Source organism: Salipiger bermudensis (assembly GCF_017309175.1).
Taxonomy (GTDB): domain Bacteria; phylum Pseudomonadota; class Alphaproteobacteria; order Rhodobacterales; family Rhodobacteraceae; genus Salipiger; species Salipiger bermudensis.
Window position 1 is genome coordinate 352,430 of record NZ_JAEKJV010000001.1, and the last position, 18,651, is coordinate 371,080.

Below are 18,651 nucleotides of genomic sequence, written 5' to 3' on the forward strand. Positions count from 1 at the left end.
GGCTCAGGCGGCGATCAGCTTGAGCCAGTCGAGCAGCGAGCGCACCTCGTGGCGGCGCAGGCAGCGGCGCGCGGTCGGACCGAAGCGGTCGGGATCGGAGCGCAGCCCGGGCAGGGTGGCGAAAAGGCTGGCGCGGCTCTCTTCGGACAGCGTCTCGAGCCCGGTGCTGCCGAGGTGGAAACTCTCGGTCGGCAGGCCCTCGGCCTCGATCACGTGGTGACGATCGAGCAGCAGATGGATGTAGGTGACGGTTCCGCCGGGAAGAAACTCGGCCGCGCCGTACTCGGCCAGAAGCGCGGCGCTGACAAAGACCTCGCGCTCTCCGAAGAGCAGCTCGGCGCGGTAATCGCTCAGCAACATGCGGTGCTGGGGGGAGACCAGCAGGGGGCGGTTGCCGCCGGGCACCTGCACCGGGGCAAAGCAGCCAGTGGCGCTCACCTCGCGGGCGCCGACCCAGCGCAACGGCTGGGGCCCCGCGTCGCGGGTGATCAGCAGGTCGCCGGGGCGCAGCGCCTCGACCGGGCGCAGGCCGGTGGCGGTGCGGATCAGGGTGCCGGGCGTGAAGCAGATGATGCCGTCGATATTCGAAAAGCTGACGGTGGTGCCGTCGAACATCTGCGCCGTGCCGGTGAGCTCGCCGCCGGTGCTGTCGGTGATGTTGAGCGTGGTGCGGTCGACCAGCCCGTTGAAATCCAGCCTGTCGCCACCGCTCTGCCCGGTGGTGCGGCCCTCGACAAAGATCGTGCCGCCCGGCGTCTCGCCGAGGTCGACGAGGCGGAACAGGTCGTCGCCATCGCCGCCATCGACGGTGTCGCCATGCGAGACCTCGATGGTGTCGTTGCCGGCACCGGCGTCGATGCTGTCGCCGCCGCGCCCGCCGGAGATGCTGTCATCGCCGTCACCGCCGAGGATGGTGTCGACCCCGTCGCCGCCGAACAGCGTGTCAGCGTCGCCGCCGCCGTCGATGGAATCGTCACCGCTGCCGCCGTCGAGCCAGTCGCGCCCGCCGAGGCCGGAGATCGTGTCGTTGCCGTCGCGCCCGAAGATTGCGTTGGTCCAGTAGCTGCCGTCGGCATCGATGCCATGACCGTCATAGCCGGTCAGCGAGTCGTCGAAGGCGGAGCCGTAGATGCCGTCGACCCGGCCCCAGTGCACGTCGCCCTCGGCATCACCGCCGGAGAAGGTCCCGTTGCTCAGGTTGACGGTCACCGCCGCGTCGGACGACTCGTAGCTGACATAGTCCAGACCCATGCCGCCATCGAACGTGTCGGCGCCCGCGCCGCCCACGAAGGTATCCGACCCCGCACCGCCATAGAACAGGTCGTCACCGTCACCGCCGACGAGGCTGTCGTCGCCGTCGCCACCATCGAGCGTGTCGTTGCCGGCCTCGCCATACAGCGTGTCGTTGCCGGTGCCGCCGAGCAGGCTGTCATTGCTGCCGTCGCCGGGAATGGCGGAGAACTGAAGGTCGGTGACCCAGATGCCCTGGGTGCTGGTGCCGCCATTGGCGTAGATGATCTCAACCCGGGAGACCGGACCCGCGATCTCGATCAGGGCCGATCCGGCTGCGTCCGAAGGCTCGTCCTCGGTTGCGCCTGCGGTGATGGTGTTGCCCGACAGCGTGTCGCCGGGATTGAGGGTGAAGCTGACCGCGACCGGGTTGCCATCGGCATCGTAGGCGTTGACCGTGACGACATCGATGTGTCCGGCATCGGCCCAGTCGATATCGTTGATGCGAAACGCGAGGTTCTCGACCGCGTCATCGGCGCCCGAGCTGTCGGCGGCGGTGAAATCGATGGTGGTGGTCGAGGTGGCGCCATCGCCATCGCCCATGAGGAACAGCGCGTGCGTGGTCGAGAAGGTCTCGTCGCTGGCACGGTACTGCGGGAAATCGGTGTCGACCTCGAACAGCGGCAGGTTGTCGCCATCGCTGGCGAAGGAGAAGGTGACATCGACATCGCCGGTGCTCTGGGTGAACCCGGCGGAGACGTCGGTATCGGTGGGGCTGACCGCTTCCCACGACATCGTCTCGACCGGGCGATCGAGACCGCCGTAATCGCCGTAGATCAGGTCGTTGCCGCTGCCGCCGTCGATGGTGTCGCTGCCCATGCCGCCGTGGACGGTGTCATTGCCATCCCCGGCCGCGACGGTGTTGTGATTGCCAAGCTCGGTGCTGTCGACCGACTGGCCCTGCGCATCGCCATAGGCGAGGTCGATGCTGTCGTCGCCGCTGGTGCCGTCGATCACGCCGTCGTCGTAATCAGCATAGCTGAAGGCGGCGTCACCTGCGGCGGCATTCGAATCGCTGTCGTAGGCCACGACCTCGTAGCTGCGGCCCGCGACGAGAGGCTGCTCGGAGAGGGTGTAGCTGCCCGCGGCATCGCCGGTGTCGGTCGAAAAGCGCACGACCTCGAAGGTTTCACCGGTGACGGTGTCGCGCAGGGTCCAGACATCGGCCGCATGCACGTCGCTGCCGGTGGAACTGCCCGAGGGGGTGGTGACATCGGCGGTGGCGGTCTCGCCCCCGGCAGCGCTATCGTCGAGCGTGAGCTCTTCGACACCGGCCTCGTTGTCGGTGATGACCGCGCGGCCCTGCCTTGCGGAGGGGCCGCTCCAGACGAAGCTCTGGCCATTCGTGGTCGGAATGGTCCCAGTCGGGTCGAATAGATAGAAATCGACCGTGTACGTCGCCATGTTCGCTGCCCCACTCGTACTGCTCGCGGTCCGATTCTGCGCGGACCTGTTTTTACCCCGCTTTGGTTAACGAGGCGCGATGTTCTTATTTGGCTTCAAATATGACGGAAATGTGGCGGAGGAAAATTTGTTTCAAATATATCATTCAGTTGCGACACACTCTTTACGTGTGCCGCCTGCCTGAGACGGGGGCGCAGGGGAGAGCGGCGGCCACTGCCGAACGCGGGGGTGACACACCGGGTGGGACCTGTCTCAGCTCGAGAAGGTCACGCTGCGGTTCAGCGGCAGGCTGCGATGCCGGGTGCCGGTCAGGTCAAAGAGCGCATTGGCCAGAGCCGGGGCTGCTGGCGGCGTTCCGGGCTCTCCGATGCCGCTGATCCAGCGCTGGGTCTCGAGGATGCGGGTTTCGACCTGCGGCATCTGCGGCAGGCGCAGGGCATCGTAGTCGTAGAAGTTCTCTTGATCGGCCATGCCGCCCGAGAAGGTGATCTCGCCCATCATCGCCGCCGAGAGGCCATAGACCAGCCCGCCCACGAGCTGCTGGTCGATAATGCCGGGATCGAGCGCCACGCCGACATCCGCCGCCATCCACGCCCGGGGGATGCGGATGCCATCCTCGCTTTCGGCCACCTCGATGACGCAGGCCACCGGGGTGCCGAAGCTGAAGCACATGGCGACGCCGCGCCCGGTGCCCTCGGGCTTGTCGGGCCAGCCCGACATCTCGCGAACCGCCTCGAGCACCCGGGCCGCCGGACGCCACGCGTCGTGGGCGAGGGTAAGGCGGAACTCCAGCGGATCGGCCCCGGCGGCATGAGCCATCTCGTCGATAAAGCTCTCGTGGAAGAAGCCGTTGTAGCTGTTGCCGACCGAGCGCCAGAACCCCACCGGCACCTTCAGATCGGGCGCGATATGGCCGCGGGCGCGGGCGTTGGGGATGGCGTAGGGCTGGTTCCAGAGGCCCTCCACATGCACCTTGTCGGGCCCCGGCGGCGCGAACCCCATCCAGCGCTCGAGCGCCTGCCGCGCGGTCGAGGGGCCGGCAACGGCGGCATCGAAGAGAACGGCCCCGCCATCCTGCACCGCACCGCGCATCCGGGCGATGGCGGCAGGACGGTAGAAATCGCGGCGCATGTCCTCTTCGCGCGACCATGTGGTCATCACCGGCGTGCCGGGCAGAGCCATGGCGACGCGGGTGGCAAGGACCGAGAAGTCGAGCTCGCCGCGCCGCCCGAAGCCGCCACCCATTTGGGTGGTGTGCACGGTGACGCGGTTTTCTGGCAGGCCCGCGGCATCGGCGCAGGCGCTGCGGGTGAAGGTGGGCAGCTGGTTGCCGGTCCAGATCTCGAGCCCACCTGCGGTGATATGAGCGGTGGCGTTGAGCGGCTCCATGGTGGCGTGGGCGAGGAACGGCACGCGGTATTCGGCGGTGATCTCGGTGGCCCCTTCGGGCAGGCTGTCGGCGTTGCCGCGATCAAGGAGCGTGCTGTCCGGGGGGCGATCGAAGGCGGCCTCGATCTCGCTCATGATGGCGTCAGTGGTCTCGGGGTAGGGCGCGGGCGCCCAGTCGACCTCGATGGCGTCGACCGCTTGTTGGGCGAGCCAGGTGTTGGTCGCGATCACCGCGACGCCGTCGCCGAGATCGACCACCTTCTCGACACCGGGCATGGTCTCGGCCGTCTCGGCATCGAAGCGCTGCATGCCCGCGCGGCGCGGTGACATGCGGATGGCGGCGAAGCGCAGCCCCTCGGGGCGCACGTCGATGCTGTATTCCGCGGTGCCGGTCGATTTCGCCACCATGTCGAGGCGGGGCAAGGGCGTGCCGAGCAGCGTCCACTCGGAGGGATCGCGCAGCAGCACCTCGCGCGGGGCATGGTAGCGGGCCTCGGAGGCCAACTCGGGATAGGGAAGGCGCTGGCCGTCCGGTCCGATCACCGCGCCGTCTTGGGTGGTCAGCAGGCCGGGATCGGTGCCAAGACGCGCGGCGGCGGCGGCCTTGAGCATCTCGCGGGCCGCGGCCCCGGCGGCGCGCATGCGCTCATAGCCATCCTTCATCGCCGTCGAGCCTCCGGTGACCTGCATCCGGAGCGGCTTGCCCAGCGTGCCCAGGGCGTTGCCCACCGCGTGCTGGAACGCGCTCTTGCCATAGGCCGGGCCGGGGGCGTTCTCGGCCATCAGGGCGCTGTTGTAATAGGCCTGCGCAGGCGGCCCGTGCAGCACGCGGACCTGATCCCAGGCGAGGTCCATCTCCTCGGCGATCAGCGCGGCCCAGGTGGTCTGGGTGCCCTGGCCCATCTCGGCCCGGGGCGCGATCAGGGTGACGCCTTCACGGTCGATCAGCACGAAGGGGTTGAGCGTGGTATGGTCGGGCTCGGGGCGCAGCGGATTGGTGCCGGGGCTGCGCAGGTACCAGACCCCGAGCGCGACGCCGCCGGCGATGGCCACGGAGCCGAAGAGAAAGCTGCGGCGGGCGATGGTTCCGAGACGCGACATGGCTCAGCTTTCCATGCCGGCGGCGGCGCGGATCGCGGCGCGGATGCGGGGATAGGTGCCGCAGCGGCAGAGATTGCCAGCCATGGCGGCGTCGATGGCGGCATCGTCGGGCTGCGGGGTCTCCGCAAGAAGGGCGGCGGCCTGCATGATCTGGCCGGACTGGCAGTAGCCGCATTGCGCCACCTGATGGTCGATCCAGGCCTGCTGGAGCCTGGTCAGGTTGTCGGGTGTGCCGAGGCCTTCGATGGTGGTGACATCGCCCCAGACATCGCCGAGCGCCACCTGGCAGGAGCGCACCGCCTCGCCGTCGATCTGGACCGTGCAGGCGCCGCAGGCGGCGACGCCGCAGCCATACTTGGTGCCGGTGAGGTTCAGCGCGTCGCGCAGCACCCAGAGCAGGGGGACCTCCTCCGGAAGATCGACCTCGTGCGCGGTTCCGTTGACGGTGAGCGTGGCGGGCATCGCGGCCTCCTCTTGCCGGGTGCGGTCCATGCAGTGTCGGAGAACCTTGCGGTGGCGTCAATCGCAGGCTGGACTGACGCTGCGACCGCAAGCGGGCGGTGCGCCTGCGGCGCGCAGGTCTTGTCGCCTTGCGGCCCTTCGGGCCGCCGTCTCCGGGCGCTTGGGCTGGGTGACGCCTTTGCTCGGGGTCGTGGTGTGTGGTGGGTGCTCGGCCGTGAGTATTTCTCGACGTGAAGAAGATGGGGTGTGGGCGCTTCGGGGGCGCTGACGCGCGGCCGATGGAGGGGCTGTTGCAGCGGTGGCGGCGGTGTCGGGCATCGAGGCAGGCGGGGCAGGTGAGGCCGCCCCGGCCTCCAAGCGCCTCAGGTGACGCGTTTGCGGCGCTGGTACTTCGGCTGATCCCAGAGCGCGCCCCGCAGGATCCGGGCCAGCACCTCGACCGCCTCGTGGATCTCGGCCTCGCCGATATAGAGCGGCGTGATGCCGAAGCGCAGGATGTCGGGGGCGCGGAAATCGCCCACCACCCCGAGATCGATCAGCGCCTGCATGATGGCGTAGCCATGCTCCGACCGGAACGAGACCTGGCTGCCGCGGGCGGTGCCGTCGCGCGGGGTGGCGAGGCGCAGGCCCGGGCAGTGGGTCTCGACCTCGTCGATCATCAGCGCGGTGAGATCGAGCGAACGCCGGCGCAGCTTGGCCATGTCGACCTTGTCCCAGATGTCGAGCGCCGCGTCGAGCGCCGCCATCTGCAGCACCGGCGGGGTGCCGACGCGCATGCGCTCGATGCCCTCGCCGGGGCGGTAGCCCTGCTCGAAGGCGAAGGGCGAGGCATGGCCGAGCCAGCCGGCGAGCGCCGGGTCGGCCTCTTCCGCGTGTTCGGGGGCTATGTAGATGAAGGCCGGCGCGCCGGGGCCGGCATTGATGTATTTGTAGGTGCAGCCGACGGCGAAATCCGCCTTGCCGGCGGTCACGTCTACCGGCACCGCGCCGGCGGAATGCGCGAGATCCCAGATCGCCAGCGCGCCCATCTCGTGCGCCTTGGCGGTGAGCGCCGCCACGTCATGGCGGCGGCCGGTGCGGTAGTCGACCTCGGTCACCAGCAGCGCCGCGACCTCGTCGGTGATCGCGTCCTCGAGCTCGTGCGGGGCGACGAGGCGCAGCTCGTGGCGGTCGCCGAGCAGGCGGATGAGGCCTTCGGCCATGTAGAGATCGGAGGGGAAGTTGCCGCGATCTGACAGGATCACCCGGCGCTCGGGCCGCAGTTGCAGCGCCGCCGCGAGGGCCTGGAAGACCTTGATCGACAGCGTGTCGCCGACCACGGTCTGGCCCGGCGCGGCGCCGATCAGGCGTCCGAGCCGATCGCCGAGACGCATCGGCATCTCCATCCAGCCGCAGGTGTTCCAGCCGCCGATCAGGTGCTCGCCCCATTCCTCGGAAAGCATGCGCTCGAGCCGGGCGGGGGTGGATTTGGGCAGCGGGCCCAGCGAGTTGCCGTCGAGATAGATCAGCCCCAGCGGGATGTGGAACTGCTCGCGGGTCCAGGCGAAATCGGTCAAAATTCTCCTCCGGAAATCTGGATGGCCTGACCGTCGATGCTGTCGGAGCCGGGACCGCAGAGCCAGAGCGCGGCGCTGGCGATGTCCTCTGGCGGGATCAGACGGCCATGGGGGTTGGCGGACTGCACGATGGCGGTGGCCGCGTCGCGGCCGAGCCCCTCGCGCTGCATGACGCGGGCGATATTCTGCCGGGCGATGTCGGTCTCGACATAGGCCGGGCAGAGCGCGTTGAAGGTGACGGGCTGGGCGAGATGATCGGCGGAGAGGGCGCGCATCAGCCCAACCAGCCCGTGCTTGGCGGCGACGTAAGGAGCTGCGCGTTTCATGCCCTTGACCCCGGCGATGGAGGAAATCGCAATGACCCGGCCCCAGCCGGCCTCGAGCATGGCGGGCAGCACCTCGCGGGTGGTCAGGAAGGCGCCGTCGAGATTGGCGGCGAGGCTCCCGCGCCAGTCCTCGAGCGAGATGTCTGGGAACTGGGCGGGTCGGGCGAGGCCGGCATTGGCGATCAGGATCTGCACCGGGCCGCGGGCGGCGGTGGCCGCCGCGATGCCCACACGCACCGAGGCCTCGTCGGTCACGTCCATCACCTGCGGATGCAGCGGCGCGCCTGCCGCCTCGAGCACCTCGGCGCGGCGTCCGCAGATGGTGACGCTGGCGCCGGCCTCGGCAAGGGCGCGGGCGATCGACAGCCCGATCCCGGTGCCTCCGCCGGTCACCAGCGCGTGTCGTCCCTCCAGCATTCCGCCCCCGTCTCATGTGGTCGCGCGACCCTGACGCGGTTTCGCGTCGCAGGCAAGATGCGGGATTGCCGCTTGTCTAACCTATGCTCATCTGTGAATGTGTTGACCAATCCAAGGAGGAGGAGATGTCATGCGGCTTTCGATGACGATTGCAGGCGTGCTGCTGGCCGGGGCGGCCGCGGCGCATGAGGATATTGCGGATCTTTATCCGCAGTCCGAGCTTTACAGCAAACCGGTGGAATTCATTCCGCATGTGTGGAGCGCCATCGGGGCGACGGCGCCGCCGACCTATGAGAACTCGGGGCACAACAACAACCTCAGCTTCATCGAGACCGGCGACGGCGTGGTGGTGATCAATGGCGGCGCCTCGGTGAGGCTGGCGAAGGCGCTGCACGACGAGATCAAGGCGGTCACCGACCAGCCGGTGAAGCTGGTGATCAACGAGAACGGGCAGGGGCACGCGGTGCTCGGCAATGCCTACTGGGCCGGGCTCGGGGTCGACGTCCTGGCGCACGAGGATGCCATCGAGGTGGTCGAGAAAGACGGCGATTTCATTCTGCAGGGCATGCAGAGATACAACCAAGACAAGGCCGAAGGCACCACGATCTCGGTGCCGAACTTGTCCTTTTCCGACAATTACACGGTCGAGATGGGGGATGTGACCATCGAGGTGCTGCATCTCGGTCCGGCACACGATCCGGGCGATGTGCAGGTCTGGATCCCGCAATGGGGCATTGTCATCGCCGGCGACATCGCCTTTCACGAGCGCATGCCGCCGATCTTCGCCGAGACCTGCACGAGCTGCTGGATCGAGACCTTCGACGGCCCGTTCACCGATCTGGGCGCGACCTACGTGGTCCCCGGCCACGGGCACCCGACGAACATGGCGCAGGTGACGCGCTACACCTCGGATTACCTCAAGGATCTGCGCGCCAAGATCCGCACCCATATCGACGAGGGTGGCGATCTTGCCGGTGCGTTCTATGTCGATCAGTCGAACTGGGCCCGGCTCGACACGTTCGAGGAACTGGCCACCAAGAATGCCGGGCGGGTGTTCGAGGAAATGGAATGGGAATGACGCGCCGCGGGCACGCAGAAGACTGAAGGCGCCGGCGCAAGGCGGCATAGGCAAAACGAGGGAGCGGCGCCGGGCCTCTTGACCCGGCGCCGCTCTTGTCGCCTCTTGGCGTTGGATGTGCAGAAAGAGGGCTGGACGCTCGCGTGATACGGAAGTGGATCGATATTCCGCCGGTCTGGTTGCTGGCTTTCCTGTGCGTTGCCTATTGGCAGGCACGCAACCACCCCGTGGGTCTGAGCTTTGGCCCGGTCTGGGCGGATCTGCTCGGCGGGCTGTTCGTCGGTGGCGGGCTGCTGCTGGCGGCCCTGGCGCTGATCGAGCTGCGCCGAAACCGCACCAGTTTCATGCCGCATGACGAGGCGGCGCAGCTTGTCACGGGCGGTGTCTTCAAGCTGTCGCGCAACCCGATTTACGTGGGGGACGTGATGATCCTGCTGGGGATCATCCTCTATCTCGACGCGGTGCTGTCGCTGGCGCTGGTTCCGATCTTTGTCTGGGTTGTGGAAAAGCGCTTCATCGAGAAAGAAGAGGTGCGATTGCAGCGAAAGTTTGTTGCGCGTTACGTCAGATACTCGCAACAAACGAGACGGTGGCTTTAAAATCACGGTGGAATGTGATTAACCGGCGCGACCACATTGTGAGCCGCGGGCCTGCAGGATAGACCCGGGGCATACGGCTTGTGCCGCAACGTAACGAAAGACCTTAGGAACCAAGGGGGATCCAAGACGTGAAGATCGGAACGCCAAAGGAGTTGGCGGCAGGAGAAAACCGGGTTGCGATGACGCCGGAGTCGGCGCTGCAGCTTCAGAAGCTCGGCTATGACTGCGTCATCGAAACCGGGGCGGGCGTGAAGGCAGGGTTTGCCGACGCCGCCTATGAGGAAGCCGGCGTCGCCGTCGTCGACGGGCCGGATGCGCTCTGGTCGCAGGCCGACATCATCGCCAAGGTGCAACCGCCGAGTGATGAGGAAGTTGGCCGCCTGAGCGCCGACAAGACCCTGATTTCGTTCTTCTGGCCGGCCCAGAACGAAGAGCTGATGAAAGAGGCGGCCGACAAGGGCGCCAGCGTCATCGCCATGGACATGGTGCCGCGCATCAGCCGCGCCCAGAAGATGGACGCGCTGAGCTCGATGGCCAACATCGCGGGCTACCGCGCGGTGATCGAGGCGGGCAACAATTTCGGCCGCTTCTTCACCGGCCAGGTGACCGCCGCCGGCAAGGTGCCGCCCGCCAAGGTGCTGATCGTCGGCGCCGGTGTGGCCGGCCTCGCCGCCATCGGCACCGCCACCTCGCTGGGCGCCATCACCTACGCCTTCGACGTGCGTCCGGAAGTGGCCGAGCAGGTCGAGTCGATGGGCGCGGAGTTCGTCTATCTCGACTTCGAGGAAGAGCAGGCGGACGGCTCGAGCTCCGGCGGCTATGCCTCCGTGTCTTCGCCGGAATTCCGGGAAGCGCAGCTGGCCAAGTTCCGTGAGCTGGCACCCGAGATGGACATCGTCATCACCACGGCGCTGATCCCCAACCGCGAGGCGCCCGAGCTCTGGACGCCGGACATGGTCGCGGCGATGAAGCGTGGCTCGGTGATCATCGACCTCGCGGCGGAGAAGGGCGGCAACTGCAAGCTCACCGTCAAGGACGAGAAGATCGTCACCGACAATGGCGTGACCATCGTCGGCTATACCGACTTCCCCTCGCGCATGGCAACGCAGTCCTCGAGCCTCTACGCCACCAACATCCGCCACATGATGACCGACCTGACGCCCGAGAAGGACGGCATGGTCAATCACAACATGGAGGATGACGTCATCCGCGGCGCGACCATTGCGCACAAGCATGACGTGACCTGGCCGCCGCCGCCGCCGAAGACCAAGGCGATCGCAGCGCAGAAGCCGAAGGAGAAGGCGCCGGAACTGACGCCGGAAGAGAAGCGCGCGGCGGAAGCCGCGGCGTTCAAGGCGCAGACCAAGCAGCAGGTCACCCTGCTGGGCATCGGCGGCGTGCTGCTGCTGGCGGTGGGCCTCGTGGCGCCCGCGAGCTTCATGCAGCACTTCATCGTGTTCGTGCTGTCGGTGTTCGTCGGCTTCCAGGTGATCTGGAACGTCAGCCACTCGCTGCACACCCCGCTGATGGCCGTCACCAACGCCATTTCCTCGATCATCATCCTCGGCGCGCTGATGCAGATCGGCTCGGGCTCGTGGCTGGTGATCCTCCTCGCCGCCGTCTCGGTCTTCATGGCCGGCATCAACATCTTCGGCGGTTTCATGGTCACACGGCGCATGCTCGCCATGTTCCAGAAGTCGTAAGGGGAGGCCACAGACATGGAATTCGGATTCACTACGGCGGCCTATGTGGTCGCGGCAGTCCTCTTCATCCTCTCGCTCGGCGGCCTTTCGGGGCAGGAGAGCGCGAAACGCGCCGTCTGGTACGGCATTGTCGGCATGGCGCTGGCGGTGTTCGCGACGCTGATCGGGCCCGGCTCAGGCCTGTGGCTGCTGTCGATCATCCTGATCGCGGCGGGTGGCATCATCGGCATCTACGTGGCCAAGAAGGTCGAGATGACCGAGATGCCGCAGCTTGTCGCGGCGATGCACTCGCTCGTCGGTCTGGCGGCGGTGTTCGTGGGCTACAACGCGCATTTCACCATGAAGGCCGTGACCGGCCCGGATGCCGCCGAGGCGCATGGCGCCTTCGCGGAACTGGTGGCTCACAAGGCCCCGGTCGAGCTCAGCATCCTGTCGGTCGAGCTCTTCCTCGGCGTGTTCATCGGTGCCATCACCTTCACCGGCTCGGTCATTGCCTATGGCAAGCTGGCCGGCAAGGTGAGCTCGGCGGCCAAGAAACTGCCCGGCGGCCACATCCTGAACGCGGCGGCGGCGGCGATCTCGCTGCTCTGCCTGTTCTGGTACATGGGCACCGGCGGCTTCTTCCCGCTGTTCCTGATGACGCTCTGCGCGCTGTTCATCGGCTATCACCTGATCATGGGCATCGGCGGCGCCGACATGCCGGTGGTGGTGTCGATGCTCAACAGCTATTCGGGCTGGGCCGCGGCGGCGATCGGCTTCTCGCTGGGCAATGACCTGCTCATCGTGGTCGGTGCGCTGGTGGGCTCCTCGGGTGCCATCCTGTCCTACATCATGTGCAAGGCGATGAACCGCTCGTTCATCTCGGTGATCCTTGGCGGCTTCGGCGGCACCGCCGGTCCGGCAGCGGAGATCGAGGGCGAACAGGTGGCGATCGACGCCGATGGCGTGTCGACGGCGCTCGACGAGGCCGACAGCATCATCATCGTGCCGGGCTACGGCATGGCGGTGGCACAGGCCCAGCAGAACGTGGCGGAACTGACCCGCAAGCTGCGCGCCAAGGGCAAGGAGGTTCGCTTCGCGATCCACCCCGTTGCCGGCCGTCTGCCCGGGCACATGAACGTGCTGTTGGCCGAGGCCAAGGTGCCCTACGACATCGTGCTCGAGATGGACGAGATCAACGAGGACTTCCCGGAGACCGACGTGGTCATCGTGATCGGCTCGAACGACATCGTGAACCCGGCGGCACAGGAAGACCCGAACTCGCCGATCGCCGGCATGCCGGTTCTGGAAGTGTGGAAGGCGAAGCAGGTCTTCGTGTCGAAGCGCGGCCAGGGCACCGGTTACTCGGGCATCGAGAACCCGCTGTTCTACAAGGACAACACCCGCATGTTCTATGGCGACGCCAAGGCATCGGTGGGCGATCTCCTGACCCGGCTCGACTGATCCGGTCACTCGATCGATGGGCCCGTGAGGGCGCATCCTGCGGGCGCGGCACCTGATGGTGCCGCGCCCTTTTCCTTGCCAACGGCGCGGCGCTATCATCAAGCGTTAACAGGTGCTTGTAAGGCGGCGTTCGGTGCGGAAACTTGACCCGCCGCGCGCTCGGGCGTACCTTTTCAGACATGCTGGACAAGCCGCGCACACGGCCCCCGGGGACAGGCCCCCGTGGGGCTTTCTTGCGTTGTGCGTTTGGCTGCCTCGGGCGGAGACCTACAGGCAAGAAAGGTATCGAGCATGATCCTGGTCCACCTCGAAGAGGAGATGTCGCGACTCGAAGACGAGCGCGACCGCATCGCCGACGTTCTGCGGGACCTCGGCGCGGACATAAGACGCCTCAAGGCGCAGATCGAAGACGGGAAGGCGGTGTCGAAGACCGACGCGGGCAAGCTGATGAGCGATGTCCGCTACTGGATGAGGGCGTCGCACGAAACGGAGGCGCAGATCGCCAATGTCAGACGAAAACAGAAAGGCCTTGCGGGAGACTGGGCTCTCGATCTCGAACGGGCGCGCGATGAGATCGGGTGCCGCATGGCTCGCCTCCGCCGCTGCTGCGGTGCGGGAGAGCTTCCTGAGTGAGCTGACCGAGGGGGAGTGCCTGGCACTCCCCTTTCTTTTCGAATTCTGGGCCATGCCGCATCAGTTGCCGCCCGAGGGCTGTTGGCGCGCATGGGTGATCATGGGCGGGCGCGGGGCGGGCAAGACCCGGGCCGGGGCGGAATGGGTGCGCACCTGCGTCGAGGGCGCGCTGCCGCTGTCGCCCGGGCGCTGCCGGCGGGTGGCGCTGGTGGGCGAGACGCTGGACCAGGTGCGCGAGGTGATGGTGTTCGGCGAGAGCGGCATCCTCGCCTGTTCGCCGCCCGACCGGCGGCCCGACTGGCATGCCGGGCGGCGGTGTCTGGTCTGGCCCAACGGCGCCGAGGCGATGGTGTTCTCGGCGCATGACCCGGAAGGGCTGCGCGGGCCGCAATTCGATGCCGCCTGGGTCGACGAGCTGGCCAAGTGGAAGAAGGCGCGCGAAACCTGGGACATGCTGCAATTCGCGCTGCGGCTGGGCGAGCGACCGCAGGTCTGCGTCACCACCACGCCGCGCAACGTGGGCGTGCTGAAGGAGCTGCTGGAGCTGGACAGCACTGTGGTGACCCATGCCAAGACCGAGGCCAACCGGGCCAACCTCGCGGCGTCGTTCCTGCGGGAGGTGCGGGCGCGCTACGGCAACACGCGGCTGGCGCGGCAGGAGCTCGACGGCGTGCTTGTGACCGATGTGGACGGCACGCTCTGGACGCAGGCGGTGCTGGAGCGCGCGCGGGGGGCGGAGATGCCCGAGCGTTTCGACCGCATCGTCGTCGCGGTGGATCCGCCGGCGGGCGAGGGGCAGGGAGCGGATGCCTGCGGGATCGTGGTGGCAGGGGCGGTCTGCGCGGGACCGCCGCAGGCGTGGCGGGCCTGGGTGCTGGAGGATGCCAGCGTGCAGGGCGCCTCGCCCACCGGCTGGGCCGAGGCGGTGGCGGCGGCCTACAGGCGATGGCAGGCCGACCGGGTGGTGGCCGAGGTCAACCAGGGCGGTGCGATGGTCGAGACGGTGCTGCGGCAGGTGGCGCCGCAGGTGCCCTTGCGCAAGGTGCACGCCACGCGCGGCAAGACGGCGCGGGCGGAGCCGGTGGCGGCGCTTTACGAGCAGGGCCGGGTGGCGCATTGCGGCGGGCTCGACACGCTCGAGGAGCAGATGGGGCTGATGACGGTCTCGGGCTTCGCGGGGCACGGTTCGCCCGACCGGGTGGATGCGCTGGTCTGGGCACTGACCGAGCTCATCGTGACGCCGATGCAGGGCTGGCGGCGGCCGGCGTTGCGGGTGATCTGAGTGTGGCTCAGAGCGGCTTTTGCATGGCGTAGTTGATCAGCGCCACGCCGCGTCGGATGACACTCTGCTGGCGCAGGACGTAGAAGCCGTGGCGCTCGAAGAAGGGCCGGGCGGCCTTGCTGACATCGGCGGTCAGCTCGCGCGCGCCGCTGGCGCGGGCGATCTGCGTGAGCGCGGCGAGAAGCTCGGCCCCGATGCCCTGACCGGCGGCGGAGGGGCGCACGAAGGCGAGATCAATATGACCGGGGGCGACGAGCGTCATCAGGCCAAGCGGTGTGCCGTCACGCTCTGCCATCAGCCCGACCGAGCTGCCGACGCGGTCGCGCCAGCGCTCCGGGTCGGGCTTGGGCCCGGCCCAGGCCTCGCGCTCGGTTTCGGTGTAGTGGGCGGTGGTGCCGTTGAGCACGGCGTCGCGGAAGATCTCGGCCACGGTGGTGGCATCATCGGCCAGGAGCGGGCGCAGAGTGGTCTGTGTCGTCTCGGTGGTCATCTAGAACTTCCGTACAATTCCATTCGTCTTCACGCAGCATTCTGTCGCGTTGCGGGAGACTATCGAGGCGCATCGGGAAGCGCTAGTGCGCTGGGCGCATAGCGGCTTTGCCGCGCGATGGTCCGTTGCGAGCTGCCCGTGCGCAGCCGCCAGAGGTGCTTAATCTCTCGTTTATAGTGTCCTTCCTCAACGCGATGCGGACCCGGCGGTTCGCACTGGATCGGGTGAAGGAGCGGCGAGCGATGGTGTTCGATTTTCTGCGCAGGGATCGCGAGGCGGCGGTGGAGACCGAAGCCAAGGCTTCGGCCACGGGGCCGCTGATGGCCTATGCGGGGTCTGGGCGAGTGGCGTGGAGTCCGCGCGACGGCGGCTCGCTGACGCGCTCGGGGTTCAGCGGCAACCCGGTGGGGTTCCGGGCTGTGAAGCTGATCGCCGAAGCCGCCGCTGCGCTGCCGTTGGTGCTACAGGATGCCGAGCAGCGCTTTTCCCAGCATCCGCTTTTGTCGCTGGTGACGGCGCCGAACCCGGCGCAGGGCAAGGCGGAGCTCTTCGAGGCACTCTACGGTCATCTGCTGCTGTCGGGGGATGCCTATGTCGAGGCGGTGCCGGGCGCGGCGCGGCTGCCGGCGGAGCTGCACGTTCTGCGCTCGGACCGGATGCGGCTGGTGCCGGGGCCGGATGGCTGGCCGGTGGCCTATGACTACATGGTCGACGCCCGCCGGCACCGCTTCGAGGTGACCAACAGTGCCGCGCCGATCTGTCATATCAAGGCGTTCCACCCGCAGGATGACCATTACGGGCTGTCGCCGGTTCAGGCGGCGGCGCAGGCGGTGGACGTGCACAACAGTGCCAGCCGCTGGTCGAAATCGCTGCTCGACAACGCGGCACGGCCCTCGGGCGCCATCGTCTGGACCGCAGGTGACGGACAGGGCGGCATGGCGGCGGATCAGTTCCAGCGTCTGCGCGACGAGATGGAGTTGCTGCACCAGGGCGCGCGCAATGCCGGGCGGCCGATGCTGCTCGAGGGCGGGCTCGACTGGAAACCGATGGGTTTTTCGCCCTCCGACATGGAATTCCAGAAAACCAAGGAGGCGGCGGCGCGAGAGATCGCGGTGGCCTTCGGGGTGCCGCCCATGCTGCTTGGCATCCCCGGCGAGGCGACCTTTGCCAATTACCAGGAGGCGCACCGCGCCTTCTACCGGCTCACCGTGCTGCCTCTGGCGACGCGGGTGACGGCGGCGGTGGGGCGGTGGCTGGCCTCGCATCTGGGAGAAGAGGTCGCGCTGATGCCCGATCTTGACCAGGTGCCCGCGCTGGCCGCCGAGCGCGACGCGCAGTGGGCGCGGGTCGCGGGGGCCGAGTTCCTCACCGCCGCAGAGAAGCGCCGGATGCTGGGCCTGCCGGATCTGCCGGAGGGAGATGCCGTTGAGTGATCGCAGGCTGGATTACGAGCCCTTTGCCTGTGCGCCGGCGCTGAAGCTGGAAGCACATGAGCAGATGAGCCGGCTGCAGGTCGATGCGCTCAACGCGCGGCTCGACCGGCTGGAGCTGCTGCTCGAACGGCTCGAGCGGCGGATGTGGCTGGCGGTCTCCGGCGTGGCCGGCGTGATCGTCGCGCAGGCGTTTCAAAGCGTCATCGTGGCGACGCCATAGGCGGGGCGGCAGGGACGCAATCGGGAAAGGAACGGGAATGGATCTGGAGCACAAGTTCTGTCGCTTCGACACCGGGGTGACGCTGAGCGAGGGCGCGCGGATCGAGGGCTATGCCTCGCTCTTCGGCGCCTGTGATCAGGGCGGCGACGTGGTGGCGGCGGGGGCCTACACCGCCTCGCTGAAGCGGCTGGCGGCCGAGGGGCGCGCGGTGAAGATGCTGTGGCAGCACGATCCGGCGCAGCCCATCGGCACATGGGATGAGGTGCGCGAGGATGCGCGTGGCCTGCACGTGACGGGGCGGCTGCTCGACACGGTCGAACGCGGCCGCGAGGCGGCGGCGCTGATCGCGGCGGGGGCCATCGACGGGTTGTCGATCGGCTACCGCACGCTGCGCGCCACGAAAGACGGCACGGGGCGCAGGCTCCTGACCGAGCTGGAGCTCTGGGAAGTGTCGCTGGTGACCTTCCCGATGCTGCCCAGCGCACGGGTCGCGGCCAAGGGCACACGCCCCGACGAGGCGGCGATGGACGAGCTGGCGCAGGCGCTCGAGCGCGCGCGCCGGGACTTGGCGCGCAGCGGAGCGCGCCGATCAGGAACGGGATCGAGACCATGACCAACACCGACAACGTCTCCCGGGCCGGGGACGGCCATCCGGCCACCCGCGTCGGCGCCGCCATCGCGGGGCTTGTGGACGATATCAGGGCCTTGCGGGGCGACCTTGAGCTGAAAATGCAACAACAGGAAGAGCGACTGACCATGCTTGACGCGAAACACGCAACGCCGCGCGGACGCCCGGCCCTTGCCACCACCGCCGAGATCGGCGCGCCGCACCGCGAAGCTTTCGATGCATATCTCCGCACCGGCGATGATGACGGGCTGCGCGGCCTCGTGCTTGAGGGCAAGGCGCTGTCAACCGGGGTCGCTGGCGATGGCGGCTATCTGGTCGATCCGGCGACCTCGGAGACGGTGAAGTCGGTACTCGACAGCACCGCCTCGATCCGCGCCATCGCCAGCGTGGTGACGGTGGAGGCGACCTCCTACGACGTGCTGATCGACCAGGGCGAGACCGGCGCGGGCTGGGCGGACGAGACCGCCGCCTCGTCGGAGACCGGCACGCCGACCATCGACCGCATCGCGATCAAGCTGCACGAGCTCTCGGCGATGCCGAAGGCGAGCCAGCGGCTGCTCGACGACAGCGCCTTCGACATCGAGATGTGGCTCGCGGGGCGCATCGCCGACAAGTTCGCCCGCGCCGAGGCGGCGGCCTTCGTGAATGGCGACGGCGATGACAAGCCGCGCGGCTTCCTCGATCACGACGCGGTCGACAACGCGGTCTGGACCTGGGGCAATCTCGGCTATGTGCCGAGCGGGGTTGATGGCGGCATCGGCGATGGCGATGCCATCATCGATCTGGTCTACGCGCTGGGGGCCGAGTACCGGGCGCGGGCGAGCTTCGTGATGAACTCCAAGACCGCCGGCGCGCTGCGCAAGCTCAAGGATGGTGACGGGCGGCATCTGTGGTCGGACGGGCTGGCGGCCGCAGAGCCGGCGCGGCTGTTGGGTTACCCGGTGCTGATCGCCGAGGACATGCCCGATATCGGCAGCGGCACCGATGCCATCGCCGTCGGGGATTTCTCGGCCGGCTACACCATCGCCGAGCGCCCCGATCTGCGGGTGCTGCGCGATCCGTTCAGCGCCAAGCCACACGTCCTGTTCTACGCCACCAAGCGCGTGGGCGGCGACGTGAGCGACTTTGCGGCGATCAAGCTGCTGCGCTGCGACACGGCCTGATCCGGTCACGGGACACGGGGGCGACCTTGGGTCG

16 protein-coding genes are annotated in these 18,651 nt (G+C 67.9%); 10 read left to right on the plus strand and 6 right to left on the minus strand.

What is annotated here, in order from left to right; genetic code table 11:
* Positions 1-3: 3 nt before the first annotated feature.
* The 5 genes from JF542_RS01755 to JF542_RS01775 form a co-directional block, all read right to left on the minus strand.
* The gene (locus JF542_RS01755; protein WP_207074497.1) at positions 4-2,694 is read right to left on the minus strand and encodes a Hint domain-containing protein; all 2,691 of its coding nucleotides are present in this window, start codon (positions 2,692-2,694) and stop codon (positions 4-6) included.
* 252 nt (positions 2,695-2,946) lie between these two features.
* Positions 2,947-5,184 carry a xanthine dehydrogenase family protein molybdopterin-binding subunit gene (locus tag JF542_RS01760; RefSeq protein WP_207074498.1) on the minus strand — a complete coding sequence of 746 codons (2,238 nt, stop codon included), beginning with the start codon at positions 5,182-5,184 and terminating at the stop codon, positions 2,947-2,949.
* 3 nt (positions 5,185-5,187) lie between these two features.
* Complete coding sequence (locus JF542_RS01765; RefSeq protein ID WP_207074499.1) at positions 5,188-5,646, minus strand: (2Fe-2S)-binding protein; 459 nt, start codon at positions 5,644-5,646, stop codon at positions 5,188-5,190.
* A gap of 362 nt (positions 5,647-6,008) precedes the next feature.
* Positions 6,009-7,202 (minus strand): kynureninase, encoded by a 1,194-nt coding sequence (kynU, locus tag JF542_RS01770; protein WP_207074500.1) that lies wholly within the window; start codon positions 7,200-7,202, stop codon positions 6,009-6,011.
* The gene (locus JF542_RS01775) at positions 7,199-7,945 is read right to left on the minus strand and encodes an SDR family NAD(P)-dependent oxidoreductase (protein WP_207074501.1); all 747 of its coding nucleotides are present in this window, start codon (positions 7,943-7,945) and stop codon (positions 7,199-7,201) included. Before JF542_RS01775 ends, kynU begins: the two co-directional genes overlap by 4 nt.
* 130 nt (positions 7,946-8,075) lie before the next feature.
* Between JF542_RS01775 and JF542_RS01780 the strand changes: the two genes are divergently transcribed.
* The 6 genes from JF542_RS01780 to JF542_RS01805 all read left to right on the plus strand — a co-directional run bounded on the left by JF542_RS01780 (position 8,076) and on the right by JF542_RS01805 (position 14,683).
* The gene (locus JF542_RS01780; RefSeq protein ID WP_207074502.1) at positions 8,076-9,023 is read left to right on the plus strand and encodes an MBL fold metallo-hydrolase; all 948 of its coding nucleotides are present in this window, start codon (positions 8,076-8,078) and stop codon (positions 9,021-9,023) included.
* Positions 9,024-9,169: 146 nt separating this feature from the next.
* Complete coding sequence (locus JF542_RS01785) at positions 9,170-9,622, plus strand: methyltransferase family protein (RefSeq protein ID WP_207074668.1); 453 nt, start codon at positions 9,170-9,172, stop codon at positions 9,620-9,622.
* Between the two features lie 128 nt (positions 9,623-9,750).
* On the plus strand, positions 9,751-11,325 hold the full coding sequence (locus JF542_RS01790) for a Re/Si-specific NAD(P)(+) transhydrogenase subunit alpha (protein ID WP_207074503.1): 1,575 nt from the start codon (positions 9,751-9,753) through the stop codon (positions 11,323-11,325).
* A gap of 15 nt (positions 11,326-11,340) precedes the next feature.
* On the plus strand, positions 11,341-12,768 hold the full coding sequence (locus JF542_RS01795; protein WP_007792119.1) for an NAD(P)(+) transhydrogenase (Re/Si-specific) subunit beta: 1,428 nt from the start codon (positions 11,341-11,343) through the stop codon (positions 12,766-12,768).
* A gap of 291 nt (positions 12,769-13,059) precedes the next feature.
* On the plus strand, positions 13,060-13,401 hold the full coding sequence (locus JF542_RS01800; protein ID WP_007792122.1) for a hypothetical protein: 342 nt from the start codon (positions 13,060-13,062) through the stop codon (positions 13,399-13,401).
* Positions 13,337-14,683, plus strand: coding sequence for a DNA-packaging protein (locus JF542_RS01805; RefSeq protein WP_207074504.1), 1,347 nt, complete (start codon positions 13,337-13,339; stop codon positions 14,681-14,683). Before JF542_RS01800 ends, JF542_RS01805 begins: the two co-directional genes overlap by 65 nt.
* Positions 14,684-14,690: 7 nt before the next feature.
* Here JF542_RS01805 and JF542_RS01810 read toward each other — a convergent pair whose 3' ends face one another.
* Entirely contained in the window at positions 14,691-15,173 is a 483-nt protein-coding gene (locus JF542_RS01810) for a GNAT family N-acetyltransferase (RefSeq protein WP_207074505.1), read from the minus strand.
* Between the two features lie 242 nt (positions 15,174-15,415).
* On the opposite strand from JF542_RS01810, the gene JF542_RS01815 reads away from it, so the two are divergent.
* From JF542_RS01815 to JF542_RS01830, 4 genes are read left to right on the plus strand one after another with little or no spacing between them, the layout of a single operon-like run.
* Positions 15,416-16,606, plus strand: coding sequence for a phage portal protein (locus tag JF542_RS01815; RefSeq protein ID WP_207074506.1), 1,191 nt, complete (start codon positions 15,416-15,418; stop codon positions 16,604-16,606).
* A complete protein-coding gene (locus JF542_RS01820) occupies positions 16,593-16,826 on the plus strand; it encodes a GTA head formation protein, RCAP_rcc01685 family (protein WP_207074507.1) in 234 nt (77 codons plus the stop codon). Before JF542_RS01815 ends, JF542_RS01820 begins: the two co-directional genes overlap by 14 nt.
* A 37-nt stretch (positions 16,827-16,863) precedes the next feature.
* Positions 16,864-17,439, plus strand: coding sequence for an HK97 family phage prohead protease (locus JF542_RS01825; RefSeq protein ID WP_207074508.1), 576 nt, complete (start codon positions 16,864-16,866; stop codon positions 17,437-17,439).
* Positions 17,436-18,617 (plus strand): phage major capsid protein, encoded by a 1,182-nt coding sequence (locus JF542_RS01830; protein WP_207074509.1) that lies wholly within the window; start codon positions 17,436-17,438, stop codon positions 18,615-18,617. Before JF542_RS01825 ends, JF542_RS01830 begins: the two co-directional genes overlap by 4 nt.
* Positions 18,618-18,651: the final 34 nt, after the last annotated feature.

Coding starts and splice junctions, on each gene's coding strand:
- JF542_RS01755 (WP_207074497.1), bottom strand. CDS start 2,694: ATGGCGACGTACACGGTCGATTTCTATCTATTCGACCCGACTGGGACC.
- JF542_RS01760 (WP_207074498.1), bottom strand. CDS start 5,184: ATGTCGCGTCTCGGAACCATCGCCCGCCGCAGCTTTCTCTTCGGCTCC.
- JF542_RS01765 (WP_207074499.1), bottom strand. CDS start 5,646: ATGCCCGCCACGCTCACCGTCAACGGAACCGCGCACGAGGTCGATCTT.
- JF542_RS01775 (WP_207074501.1), bottom strand. CDS start 7,945: ATGCTGGAGGGACGACACGCGCTGGTGACCGGCGGAGGCACCGGGATC.
- JF542_RS01780 (WP_207074502.1), top strand. CDS start 8,076: ATGCGGCTTTCGATGACGATTGCAGGCGTGCTGCTGGCCGGGGCGGCC.
- JF542_RS01795 (WP_007792119.1), top strand. CDS start 11,341: ATGGAATTCGGATTCACTACGGCGGCCTATGTGGTCGCGGCAGTCCTC.
- JF542_RS01800 (WP_007792122.1), top strand. CDS start 13,060: ATGATCCTGGTCCACCTCGAAGAGGAGATGTCGCGACTCGAAGACGAG.
- JF542_RS01805 (WP_207074504.1), top strand. CDS start 13,337: ATGAGATCGGGTGCCGCATGGCTCGCCTCCGCCGCTGCTGCGGTGCGG.
- JF542_RS01810 (WP_207074505.1), bottom strand. CDS start 15,173: ATGACCACCGAGACGACACAGACCACTCTGCGCCCGCTCCTGGCCGAT.
- JF542_RS01815 (WP_207074506.1), top strand. CDS start 15,416: ATGGTGTTCGATTTTCTGCGCAGGGATCGCGAGGCGGCGGTGGAGACC.
- JF542_RS01820 (WP_207074507.1), top strand. CDS start 16,593: ATGCCGTTGAGTGATCGCAGGCTGGATTACGAGCCCTTTGCCTGTGCG.
- JF542_RS01825 (WP_207074508.1), top strand. CDS start 16,864: ATGGATCTGGAGCACAAGTTCTGTCGCTTCGACACCGGGGTGACGCTG.
- JF542_RS01830 (WP_207074509.1), top strand. CDS start 17,436: ATGACCAACACCGACAACGTCTCCCGGGCCGGGGACGGCCATCCGGCC.